The 12,585-nt window shown below is 57.2% G+C and carries 10 protein-coding genes; 3 read left to right on the top strand and 7 right to left on the bottom strand.

Going from position 1 to position 12,585, the window contains the following annotated elements:
- Nucleotide 1: 1 nt before the first annotated feature.
- From ACR0I7_RS18185 to ACR0I7_RS18160, 6 genes are all read right to left on the bottom strand, one after another.
- A complete protein-coding gene (locus tag ACR0I7_RS18185; protein ID WP_480513543.1) occupies nt 2-1,036 on the bottom strand; it encodes an ABC transporter substrate-binding protein in 1,035 nt (344 codons plus the stop codon).
- Nucleotides 1,037-1,220: 184 nt separating this feature from the next.
- A complete protein-coding gene (locus tag ACR0I7_RS18180) occupies nt 1,221-2,195 on the bottom strand; it encodes a sugar-binding transcriptional regulator (protein WP_480513541.1) in 975 nt (324 codons plus the stop codon).
- Nucleotide 2,196: 1 nt separating this feature from the next.
- Nucleotides 2,197-2,862: a class II aldolase/adducin family protein gene (locus ACR0I7_RS18175; protein ID WP_480513539.1), complete on the bottom strand. Its 666-nt coding sequence runs from the start codon at nt 2,860-2,862 to the stop codon at nt 2,197-2,199.
- Complete coding sequence (locus tag ACR0I7_RS18170; protein WP_480513537.1) at nt 2,855-3,916, bottom strand: zinc-binding dehydrogenase; 1,062 nt, start codon at nt 3,914-3,916, stop codon at nt 2,855-2,857. Before ACR0I7_RS18170 ends, ACR0I7_RS18175 begins: the two co-directional genes overlap by 8 nt.
- Entirely contained in the window at nt 3,913-5,424 is a 1,512-nt protein-coding gene (locus ACR0I7_RS18165; protein WP_480513535.1) for an FGGY-family carbohydrate kinase, read from the bottom strand. The genes ACR0I7_RS18170 and ACR0I7_RS18165 overlap by 4 nt, the downstream gene beginning before the upstream one ends.
- A 19-nt stretch (nt 5,425-5,443) precedes the next feature.
- Entirely contained in the window at nt 5,444-7,729 is a 2,286-nt protein-coding gene (locus ACR0I7_RS18160; RefSeq protein ID WP_480513534.1) for a molybdopterin-dependent oxidoreductase, read from the bottom strand.
- Between the two features lie 122 nt (nt 7,730-7,851).
- Here ACR0I7_RS18160 and ACR0I7_RS18155 point away from each other — a divergent pair, with 122 nt between their 5' ends.
- The 3 genes from ACR0I7_RS18155 (at nt 7,852) to ACR0I7_RS18145 (ending at nt 10,748) form a co-directional block, all read left to right on the top strand.
- Nucleotides 7,852-8,778, top strand: a complete 927-nt coding sequence (locus ACR0I7_RS18155; protein WP_480513532.1) for a transketolase — start codon at nt 7,852-7,854, stop codon at nt 8,776-8,778.
- Nucleotides 8,779-8,790: 12 nt separating this feature from the next.
- Nucleotides 8,791-9,795: a transketolase family protein gene (locus tag ACR0I7_RS18150; protein ID WP_480513530.1), complete on the top strand. Its 1,005-nt coding sequence runs from the start codon at nt 8,791-8,793 to the stop codon at nt 9,793-9,795.
- A gap of 101 nt (nt 9,796-9,896) precedes the next feature.
- Complete coding sequence (locus ACR0I7_RS18145) at nt 9,897-10,748, top strand: formylglycine-generating enzyme family protein (RefSeq protein WP_480513528.1); 852 nt, start codon at nt 9,897-9,899, stop codon at nt 10,746-10,748.
- A 17-nt stretch (nt 10,749-10,765) separates the two neighbouring features.
- Here ACR0I7_RS18145 and ACR0I7_RS18140 read toward each other — a convergent pair whose 3' ends face one another.
- A complete protein-coding gene (locus tag ACR0I7_RS18140; protein ID WP_480513526.1) occupies nt 10,766-12,301 on the bottom strand; it encodes a sulfatase in 1,536 nt (511 codons plus the stop codon).
- Nucleotides 12,302-12,585: the final 284 nt, after the last annotated feature.

Raw genomic sequence — 12,585 nt, 5'->3', positions numbered from 1 at the left:
ATCAGAGTCTGCTGACGATCTGGTCGCTGATCAGGGCGTCGAGATCCGGCATGCTTGGTATGCGATCATTGGCGACCAGGAACTCGGATTGCACCGCCAGAGCGTTATACAGCACGCCTTGCGCATAGATATCCTTTATCTCTTTGGTGTCAAAGTAGAAGTAACCATTCAGCAGCGGTTCGACCTCTTCGGCCGTCACACCGGCCCGGCCTACGCTTTCCTGCCAAGCAATCATGCGCTGGACGACGCCTTCGTTGTCATTGCGCAGCATGTCGACGCCCTGATTGTGGAAGGCCGAAACGACCTCGATTAGCGCGTCCTGATTGGCATCCATGGTCTGCTGCGTGGTCATAAAGACATCCATGATCGACGGGCGCGCATCCAGCGGCATTTTCGATCCATCCACAAGCATGCTGGCCCCTGGCAGTTTGTCAAAGATCAACTCACGCGAAGTAGCCAGCGGTACGGTGGCGTCCACCGCGCCGGCGATTAGCGCGGCCTGTGCGTCGATGGGCTCCATGTTGATGCGTTTTAGATCCATGTCGGCCAGCCCTGCCTGCTCCAGCGCAACGCCAAGGAAGAAGTCGAAATTAGACCCCGAAGTTACGGCGATCCGCTTGCCCTCCAGATCGGCAAGCGACGAAAGTCCCGGCGCGCCAACAATGGTGAACAGGCCCGACGCATCGCCACAGATCGAAACTTCGCGGAAATCGGCAACCTTGCGCGCCATTGCAGCCAGAGGTGGGACCGATCCAACCGTGATCGCGTCAACCGACCCGCCGACCATTGCCTCAATCGCGGGCGGGCCCGAGGGGAAGACACTGAACTCCATTTCGACACCTGGAGCGAAACCTTGATCTTGAATCAGCCAATAGATGCCAAATGAATAGGCCGGAATGATACCGATCTTCAGTTTTTCGTTTGCTGCATGCGCTTTGCCTACAAAGAAACTGGGCGCCGCCAGAGCAGCGGTCGCCGCAGCGCCGCCCTTCAAAATGCTGCGCCTGGAAACATAGCTAACCTTGGAATTCGACATGGTATCCTCCCTATGGACATCAACAGCCAGCGCCCAATTCTCCTCAGTTGGGCCATTAGGCTAATTGTAGCGCCGAGATTTTACAAATGTCAATTGTTTTGTCATAAGGCAGATTTAATTGCCTGCGGAGTTTCCCTCTAGCGCCGCTGACTATTGACGAAATCCAAGAGCACAGCGGGTGATGTCAACTCAGAGCCAAGAGCTTTTTAGCCAGCACGTCATCGACACACAGATGAGTAACTAATCCACCTCGAATTGCCGCCATGACCGCGCCGAGGCGATCCTCTCCGGCAGCGACTAGAAACTTGCGCTCTACCTCTCGCAGCTGCGCGATCTGAATGGCGATTAATCGATCCTCGGGCGGCAGGCTCATGTCTTGACCCTTACGGTCGATGTAACGGCCACACAAGATCCCTTCTGCCCCAGCCGAAACAGCATGCGACAGCTCATCTCCGTCCGCGATCCCCGCAGCAACAAGATGCGTATCGCTGTGAGTATTGCCGACCGAGAACACGGCCACATCCAAGGTCTTCAGTCGGTCGAGTTGGGCAGCAATTGTCGCCTCGGACCTCAATTGATCCGCCAGCCCTGTCGAGGAGAGCACTGCCGGCGCATGCAGCGTGAAACACTCGGCATTCAGGCAATTGGCAATACGGATTGTACAGTCTTCTGATGTCGGAACCCGATCAGAGACCATAGAACCGATCATTTGGCACACCGTCACGTTGCTTAAATCACTGCGGCTCATGGCCAGCGAAGTAGCCTTGATCGTCTCACCCCATGCGACACCGACCGTATCGCCAGACCGAACGATGTCTAGCATCGCCATCGCCGCAACCCGTGCGACTTGCGGCAAGGTTTCCGCGCGCGTCGCCTGCCGCTTGCCGTCGCGTGAGCGGGCAATATACGCGTCCTGCAGCCCGAATTGATCGCACAAAGCTCGAGACAGGTTCGAGCCTGACAGCACCTCACCAGCCACCCGAATCTCGACAATTCCACGATCGCGACTGTCGCGCAGCATGTTCACCACGGTGGGCCGTGACACACCGAGGCGTTTAGCGATTTCACTCTGAGTAAGACCCTCGCCATAGTAGAGCAAAGCCACATTGGCGAGCAGAGCGTCTTTGTCTTTCTGGCGGTTAGGATCGTCGCGGCGCATCTTATGCGTTTACGTTTTTTTGCCCGGATTGACCATAGTTCTTGCGGAACCAATTGAAGCAGCGATCAATTTCCTGCTGCGACAGCTCTTCGACGGGGCCGCGGCACATGGCCAGATGCGTGGTCATTGCAGCCTCTTCCAAATACATTGCAATCGATGTCGATTCGCTGGCCGATTTGCCCATCGTAAAGACCCCATGTGCCTGTACCAGGGCCGCATAGCCCCCGTCAGCTGCTTCGATCACCGCTTGACCAGTGTCGACTTCACCCGGCGTGGCGTATCGCGAACAAGGCACGTCGCGACCCAGAATATGTGTGATCGGAGTCAGTATCGCAGGAATACGTTCACCGCGCGCAGCAAACGAAGTCGCATAGGGCGAATGGGTATGAGTAACGCCGAACACATCAGCGCGATTGCGATAGATGTAGAGATGTACCCCAGTATCGACCGACGGTTTCTTATCTCCTTCGATGACATGGCCATCCATATCAACGACGACCATCGTGTCGGGCGTCAGTGTTTTGAATTTCACGCCAGAGGGCTTGATGACTACGAGGCCCGTCTCGGGATCGCGCCCCGACACATTGCCGCCTGATCCCACCACCAACCCATTGGCCGGCAGTTCGTGGTTTTGTTCGCAAACCTCTTCCTTCAGCGCCTCAAGCATGGGCTGCCTCCTTGGGAACTCCATGGGGGTAGACGACAATCTTCAATGACTTCTCAGCTTTTCGAAGCATCTCGAAAGCCTCTGCGCTGTCCGAGATGTCAAATCGGTGCGAGATTGCCTCATCCGCTTTGATCCGGCCCGCTTCCAGTAGACGGATATAGCTGTAGGTATCCGTGTGATCCGAGCTGTAACGCGACGTGATCGTGATTTGGTCGAAATAGGCGCGGCTGCCTTCGCGCACCCAATCGGTTCCGGGTGCCAGCGGCGCGCCCAGATGTAGCGTCCCGCCTACCTCGACCAACGCCTCTGCATCGGCCCAGGCCTGCGGAAACGGTGCAATAACGATTACCGTATCGGCCAGACGGCCGCCGTTTGCAGCGCGCAGCGCTTCGACTGCGTCTTTGGTTTTGGGATTGATTGTATGTGTCGCGCCGAATTCGCGTGCTTTCGTCAGACGCCAATCCGAGAAATCGAGTGCGACGACCTTGCCCGCCCCGAAAAGTGGTGCGAGATGCACAAACCCTTGCCCCATGAACCCAGCGCCCACAACAGCCACGGTATCGCCGGGCTGGATATTGCAGACTTTCAAACCGGACAGAACGCAGGACCATGGCTCGATGGTCACGGCCGCCTCGGTCGAGATGTTTTTGGGCAGCTTGTGGGCATCCATGCGCAAGTGTTGCGCTGTTACTCTGTAGTATTCACAAACCCCACCGGGATCGAGCTTCATAGAAGCGTAGAACGGATCGCGGGTAAAATGGCCGCGCCGCGACAAGTGGCTGTCGATCCGCCCTACATGATGATTTATGAACAGCCGGTCGCCAATCTTGTAGTCAACAACATCCGCACCGACCTCAACCACTTCGCCAATCGGTTCGTGGCCCAATACCTTAGGCTCGGCTTTCTTGTACCAGGCCATTGTCTCGCCACCGCAAAGACCGCAGGCCAGCGTCTTGAGCAAAATCTCGTCACGCCCGATTTCCGGAATAGGCCGCTCCTCTAGCCGGATATCGTCCAACGCATGGTATACTGCAGCTTTCATCATATTGGTCATGTCTGGTCCTTGCCTTTTTGCTGGGCCCAAAGGGTCTGGCAGGTTTCGGATAGTGCCGCGTATCTGCCAAATGCGATTTCATAAGGTCGAGCCGCCTTGGGGTCTGGCTTATAGGTCAAGGCTTCCTCGGTTCGACGCGCAAGCACGCAGGCCTCGCCCTGACCATTTGCCGCCGCTCCAAGGCATGCTGCCCCCCAAAGCCCGTGATCCGATGCTGCGCTGACTTCGATCGGGGTTTGCATGACATCCGCGATGATCTGACACCAGAGCGCATTCTTAGCGCCCCCCCCTGTCAATCGGATCGGTGCTTGCGGAAGGTGCCCTCGCTCGGCCAGGTAACAATGGCGCAGGCTGAATGCCGTGCCTTCCATCACTGCGCGACCCATATCCGCCTTAGTGTTCACGGCTTTCAGCCCAAAGAAGGCACCGCTTGCATCTGGCTCGACAAAGGGCGCACGTTCACCGTTGAGATAGGGTAGGAAGACAACGCCGTTCGAACCCGGGGGAACCGCTTCGGCCAAGGCGTTCAGCTTGGATGCAATCTCGGCGGGGGTTTCACCCCCAAGCGTCTTAGGATGCAAGGCGCAGAACCAGTCAAAGGCGGCCGCTCCGGTTGTTGGGGCAAGAACACGGGTCATGAGTTCCCCGTTTACGTGTAACACCGTCGCGCCGACCGGCGCATCGCAAGGTGTAATCTGGTCTGTCAGAATATTGACCACTGCGGTTGTCCCGAGGATCATCATAGTATCGCCGGGCTGATCCATCCCCATGCCGACAATCATTGCCGACAAGTCGAGCGTTCCCACTGAAACGGGCGTTCCAGCAATCAGGCCAGTTTTGCTGGCAGCACTTGTGCTGATCTCACCAAGCCGTGTTTCTGCCGACTTGGGTGGCAACAAAGCAGACTTGATAGCATCAACCCCAAGTGCCGTCATGGCTGCGCTGGCGTAGGTGCGGCTGTTCAGGTCAAGAAAGGGAATAGTGGCATCCGAATAGTCCACCGCCATTTCACCTGTCAGACAATAGCCGACCCAACCTGCACAATGCATCACGTGCTTGATCCGTGCGGCCTGATCGGGTGCCGTGTCCATGAGTGACCGAAGAATCGTACCGGAAGTGCCTGGCCAAAGAGACGTATGGCTTGTGCGGTTGATCACTGCCTGTTGATCCGCGCTCAGCCTCTCAAGCACTTTAGCCGAGCGTGTATCGTTCCAAAGGATTGCCGGACCAACCGGTGCGCCGGCGCCATCTACAGCCCAAAGCCCGTCACCCTGCGCGGCGATCCCGACGCTGGCGATCCGGGCCGGATCAACTTCCTGCAGCGCTGCGCGGACCGCAGTGCACACACCGTCCCAAACCTGTTCCATGTTTTGCTGTGATTGGTCCGGTTGCGGACTACTGACCGCGCTGGGGCATGCGCCGGTTGCCACGCAGTTTCCGTCGCGCTGATAGACGCCAGCCTTTATCGCGGTCGTTCCCGCATCGATGCCCAGCCAAAGCTGTTCCATATGAGCCACCTCATGCACCCTAAGTGTTCCGCGATACAAATTCTGGCGGGTCGAATGCCCGTATCTCAGGCAGGGGCCCGTCCCATTTCTCAACCCGCACCAGTGCTGTATGACTGATGTTGCCTTGCGAAAGCGCCGACGCCCCTTTGTCGATGGTCAACACGTTGGGATTGCCATGCACCTCGAGCCGTCCGATCGGAGTCTCTTGCAGATCCAGCCAGGCCCCTGTTGGCAAAACCACAACGTCGCGCCGCATATGCTCAGACAATTCGACACCTGCCAGGCAAGCTCCGCGGTCGTTGAAAATTCGCACGATATCACCTTGTTGCAGTCCCAGTGACGCGGCCCTTGCCGGATGTAAACGGCACTTTTCCCGACCTTCGATCTTGTCGCTACGGCTGGTCAGCCCATTGTCCAACTGGCTGTGCAGGCGGGTTGCGGGCTGGTTCGAGATCAAGTGCAGTTGGTCGGCCGCCGCCTCGCCCAACCACTCGACAGGCTCCAGCCAAGCGGGGTGAGCGGGGCAGTCGGCATGGCCCATCGCCGCTATCACCTCGCTGTACAGCTCAATCCGGCCGCTAGGGGTGTTCAACGGGTTACCGTCCGGATCATCAATAAAGTCGCTGAACAGGATGCGTGTCTGATGGCTGTCAGGGAGTTCGAAATGCCCTGCCTCTAGAAAGTGTTCATAGTCCGGCAGATTGATACCTTCGCTGTTGGCCACTGCGCGGCATTCATGCCACAGCCATTCCTGCCAACTGGCTGCGTCGCGCCCTTCGGTGAAATCTTGTTCTATTCCAAGTCGGGCTGCCAGACCGCAAAAAATGTCGTGATCGTGTCGCCCTTGACCCACTGGCTCCAGCACGCGGCGCATTGCGATCAGGTTGGGATCACGCCGATTGATAAACAGATCGTCGCGTTCCAGCGGCGTCGTAGCGGGCAGTACTATATCCGCACGCCTGGCGGTTGCGGTCCAGCTGTGGTCTTGCACGATCACCGTTTCGGGGCGCATCCAAGCCTTTTCCAGCCGCAACAGATCCTGATGGTGATGGAACGGATTGCCGCCACACCAATAGACCAGCCGGATATCGGGGTAAGAACGGGTCTGGCCGTCATAGGTGTAGTGACCACCAGAGTTCAGCAGCATATCTGCGACGCGTGCAACCGGAATGAAATCATCCACCCGATTCCTGCCCTGCGGCATCGATGGCCAGTGGATGAAGCGCCGCGGTCGACCGGGTGGTGTCGTTGATCCGTATCCAAATCCAAATCCAGTGCCCGGCTGACCGATCTGACCAAGCAAACAGGCAAGCGCGAGTGCGGCCCAGACGACCTGCTCGCCGTGATCGGCACGTTGTAGCCCCCATGCGACTGAGATCATGACATTCTCGCGCGAGAGCATGACGGCCAGTTCGGAGATCTCCGATGGATTGAGATCGCATAATGGCCCCGCCCAGTCTGGCGACTTTGCGACACCATCTGCATCGCCCATTACGTAGGACCGGAATTGGTCGTACCCATGTGTATAGCGCTGCAGAAACGCGTCGTCCTGAAGATCGTTGCGGATCAGTTCATATGCCAACGCCAGCATCAGCGCCACGTCCGAGCCGGGACGGATTGGCAACCAAGTCTCAGCCGGGACCACATCGTGGTCGTTGTCGAGCGGTGATACACAGATGGTTCGCATCCCGTTTCTGGCGGCGCGGTGCAACCAGTCCTGAACCTCATGCGCCCAGGTCCCGCCGGATGCGATCTGAGAGGTCCGCCCCGAGATACCACCGAATGCAAGCATCATTGTGCAGTTTTCTGCAATCAACGGCCAGCTTGTCAGCCCTTCTTCGACCTCCTTCAACGGCATACCGGTGATGTAGGGCAGGATCACCTCGGCCGCCGCGTGCGAATAAGTATCGCGGGCTGATACGTAACCGCCGATCATATTGAGGAATCGCCGCAACTGCGACTGGCTGTGGTGAAACCGACCTGCACTGGCCCAGCCGTATGACCCGCCGAAAATGCTGTGATTTCCATGCTTCTTGACCACGCGTGCAATCTCGCGTGCCGTTATGTCCAACGCTTGGTCCCAGGGAACCTGCACATAGGCATCCCGGCATCGGTCTTGGCCTGCGTCACCGTCTAACCAGCCCCTGCGGATTGCCGGCTGCAGGATGCGGGCTTTTTTGTCTGTGGCCGCCGAAATCCAGCCGTTTCCGATGCGCGCAGGCGAAGGGTTTTCTGGATTTGGATGCAGGGCAACCCCGCTATCGCGTTCCTCGATACGGTAGGCGCCCCAATGCGCGACGGTCATTCGGGGATTTTTACGACGCCTATCCATTGCCATCCCTAGACATTATTTTTTACATTTGTAAAATAATATGTCATATGATATTTCATTGGGCAACCGTGTATTTCACTAAGGAGGCATGCGCAATGCGCAATGACAAGACCACGGAAGAGGTCGCGCTTGGAATCAGGCGTCGTGTTTTTGAACACTCCATGCGAAACAACGGCGGGTATCTGTCACAGGCTTGCTCTGCCGGGGAACAGCTCGCTTGGCTATATAATGAAGAATTAAATCTGGGTTCGCCCACGTTGCCCCTAATCCCTAAGCCGTTCGAAGGCGTGCCGTCGCCTTCGAATCCAGACTACCACACAGGCGCAGGCTACAACGGGCCAGCGACACCGGAATTTGATAGGTTGTTTATCGCGCCGGCGCATTATGCTTTGGTCGCCTACGCAACTCTCATCGAGGTTGGCCGCATGGCCTCCGAGGGGTTGGAGATGTTCAACAAGGACGGTTCGAGCGTCGAAATGATTGGCGCAGAGCATAGCCCCGGCATGGAAGTGCACAATGGCACGCTGGGCATCGGCCTTTCAACGGGTGCCGGTCTGGCCTACGGCCGCAAATTGCGTGGCGACGCCGGGCGCACCTGGGTGTTTATGTCCGACGGTGAAGTGCAGGAAGGCCAGACATGGGAAGCCGTCCAAGCCGCGGCCTATCACGGTATCGACAACCTGTTTGCCATCATGGATGTGAACGACCAGCAATGCGACGGCGCCATGTCCAGCGTGATGGAAGTTGGGGATATTCGCACCAAATTCCTAGACTTCGGAGCGGCCTGCGTCGAAATCGACGGTCACGATATCGGCGCGATGCGCGATGCGGTGCGCGAGCCGCATGATGGCAAACCGCTGATCATTCTCGCCCGAACAAACCCGTTCCATACGATGTCGATCCTTGAGGAACGTTTTCCGCGGCTGCACTACGTACGCTTCAAATCCGAAGACGAACGAGCCCGCATGAACCAGTCCATCGCCGCCGATCTCGGTGTCGACCCTGTTGACTATCTGCACTGAGGAACCCGCGATATGGTAGAAATGGTATCCCGACCCTATGCCAAGGCTTTCGAAGCTTTCGCGGCTGGCAATACCGACATTCTGTGCCTGTCGGCGGATCTGACCTCATCATGTGAGGTCGATGGATTTCGCGATCGTTACCCGGATCAGTTTCTGAGCCTGGGCATGGCAGAGCAGAACATGATGAGTTTTGCCGGAGGATTGGGTTTGGCCGGTTTCCGGCCATTTATCCACACATTCGGCGTGTTCATGTACAGGCGTCCCTACGATCAACTGATGGCTTCGATCGCCTATCCGCGGCGCAAGGTTCGTCTTATGGGGTTTCTCCCCGGCGTCACCACTCCGGGCGGAATGACCCACCAATCGATCGAGGATATTTCGGTCATGCGGTCGATTCCGAACATGACAATCCTGGAGACCGGTGACGCCACCGAGGTGGAAAGTATCTGTGAAGCCGCCGACAGCATTGATGGTCCGGTCTGGTGCCGGGTCTTGCGTGGGTCTGTGCCGCGCCTATTCGAGACGCCGATCAGGGTTGGCGAAATGCGCGAGCTGTCAACCGGGAATGACATTCTGGTGGTCACTGCCGGGATTTGTACAGAAGAGGCCATGCGCGCGCGGTCGGCCCTTTCGCGCGCGGGCCTGTCGATCCGGCATCTGCATCTGCACACGATCAAGCCTTTTGACCACAAGGCGCTGCTGGATCACATCGGGTCGGTACAGCATGGCGTAGTGACGCTGGAAAACCACGTGACCGAGGGTGGCATCGGTTCGCTGGTAGCCGAGACCATGGCAGACGCAGGGGTCGGCAAGCGCCTGGTGCGGCTGGGACTGAAAGACACCTATGCCCATGGCGGTTCGCGCCCGTATCTGATGCGGTACTACGGGCTGGACGCGCTGGCGATGGTCCACGGGATCGAAGACCTGATGGGTCAGCGTTTTGGCATTACCGAAAGTGATCTGGAGGCGGCTCGGGTTGAAGATGTGCACTCTCTGGTCAAGGCCGAGGCGCTTTGACCAGCCAATGGTGACCCGGGAAGCACGTTGCCAAATCTGCTTTCGTCTGGCCGCGCGCGCGGATATCCTGAGTACCGCTATAGGCGTTCCGGGACCCGTTCATGGAGAGTGATTTTGACATTGTCTGGTTCAATGGCGGGCGCAGCCATATCGGCACCTCGCGGCCCGAGATAAAGGCAGACGGCGAAAGCCCAATCCGCAAAACGCTCTTGAAACCATTCGGCTTGGCATCCTGCACCACGACATTTGCGCAGTTCGCAGCCTTCGTGGCCGCGACGGGTTACAAGACGGACGCCGAACGCTATGGGTGGTCCTTTGTGTTCCGTGGCCTTGTGGACCAAGACGCAGGTCCGAAACCGCCGGATTTGCCGTGGTGGAACGCGATGGATGACGCAACCTGGCAGGCACCACTGGGCCCCGGCAGCGGCTGGAAAGATTGCGCGGATCACCCGGTTGTCCATGTTTCCTGGAACGATGCGCAGGCGTTCTGCGACTGGGCGGGTGGACGCTTGCCAAGCGAGGCTGAATGGGAACATGCCGCACGTGGCGGCTCGCACGAAGCGCGCTATCCCTGGGGCGAAGACGAACCAGATGACGGCAATACCTGGCATTGCAACATCTGGCAGGGCCGCTTTCCCGACCACAACACAGAGGCTGACGGGTACTACGGCACGGCGCCGGCACTCAGCTTCCCGCCGAATGACGCAGGGCTGTACAACATGGCGGGAAATGTGTGGGAGTGGTGCGAGGATCTGTTTCGCATTCGATCGGTCAGTTCTCAGGCGAATGAGCGCAACAGGATTGCCAAACGCGATAACGAGCGCGTTCTAAAAGGCGGGTCCTTCCTGTGTCACCACAGCTCGTGCTGGCGTTATCGGATTGCCGCACGCTCGGGAAGGCAGTCCGATAACGGCACCTCGAATTGCGGGTTCAGAGTGGCGTTTGACCGATAAATCGGTAGCGGTCTGGCCTAAGCAGCTTTTAGCTCCGCATCCGTCATGCCCAGTCTTTCCAGCTGTTCTGCAGGATATCCTTCCTGATCCATCAGCTCCCGCGCCAGCCGCAGCATGCGGTTCCTTTGCGCGGTTTCTGTATCCCAAAGGTTTTTCGTCTGGCCCGGATCCCGCGCGCGATTGTAGAGAAAACACTCATAGGTGCGCGGATCGATACTGATCGGTGTTTTCCAAAGCGGTAAGTCGACAGACGGGTCAAACATGCCCTGTTCTGCAGGCGGTTCGGGCGGTTTTCCAACACGACCATCCACTGGGTTGTCGACAATCAGCGGACGAAAGATCGCTGTGGAGTAGGTGAATAGCGGCTTCCCTTCGACGGGTGCGCGAAACAGCGTATATTCCCCATCCGTCACGCATAACCCCTGACCAAATGTACCGTAGATCAAGGCGCAATGCGGGCTATCAGCACCTGAGCTGATCATGGGCAGGAACGACTTCGAGTGCCGGTTGGCAGCAGGTACCTCACCCCCAGCAGCTTCGATCAGTGTGGCAAACAAATCGACTGTCTGAGTCAACCCACTGACATGCTGGCCGCTGCCAGGTGCCTTAGGATGCCAGACGATCAACGGGATATTGGCGTGGCTATCATAGTGCGGGAATTGTTTGCCAAAGGCGCGCCGCTCGCCCAGATCGTGACCGTGGTCGGTAGTGAAAACCACCATCGTATCGTCCCACAGATTCAACGCATCCATCTTAGCCATGAATTTGCCGAGCCAAGTGTCCATCATCGTAACTTTGCCCAAGTATTGGGCGCGCAGAAAGTCCAGTTCCTCGGGCGTGGTCTCATACATAAAGCGCTCAAGATCGGCATAGACCTGATACGGCGGCCAGACGTTGAAATCGTTTTTGTCGCCATCTGTGTACATCGAGGCGTAGGGTTCAGGCACTTCAAAAGGTTCGTGTACGTCGAAACACTCGACTTGCAAAAAGAACGGTCCCTTTTGGGCATTCTCGTCAAGCCAATCCATCGCACCCTGAAAAACTTTGGGTGCAAAGTAGTCTTCTTCGCCCTTGAAATCCTTAACGTTTGCAGCGTATTGGCGAATATGCTCAGCGGCGCGATACTTCATGACATTCTTGACCCACGGCGGGTCTTCAGCTTCGGGGTCCGGTAGCTTCCAGCCATCCACCTCGTGCCCGCGCACAAGCTGAAGATTCTGAAACCCCTGCATGTACCCGTTCGCCTCTTCCTCCCAATAGTGGTAGTGGTCGGTGACCATCGCGGTATTGTACCCGGCCTTGGCGATTTCCTTTGGCATTCGTGGGTCGAACACTTCCATACCGCCCCAAGGACGCCAGAGGAACTCCTTGCGACCCGACATGATTTCACGTCGCGCGGGCATGCAGGGCAGGCTACCGACATAATGGTCTTCGAAGATATGTCCACGCTTCGCTAGCTTTGCGACATTTGGCGTTTTACACGGCGTTTCGGGATTGTACGTTGAAAGGCAATCCTTGTTCAGGCTGTCGACGAGAACCATGATAATGTTCATGCTACGGCATTCCTTTCAATTCCTATCTGACCAGCGGTCTGGGCGTCTATTGCTAAACCGATCTTAGCGCTCACCTAGAGATTATCAACTGTCAATTTTATTTACAATTGATCATATTTCTGATGAGCCTTATGTAGCAGAAATTTCTATGTCCGTTTCGGCGAACGATGGGTGTCACTCTCTCCTTTGCAGCTGAAACGCACTATCCGCCAAAGTTCTTTCCGCAGTGGTTGCAGAGTACACAAAGCGGCCGTTTGAGCGAAAATCGTCAACGGCAAGTTTGT

It is taken from the genome of Ruegeria sp. AM1 (genome assembly GCF_056540745.1).
Note: the sequence above shows the minus strand (reverse complement) of the source record. Positions and strands in the feature narration are given on the sequence as shown.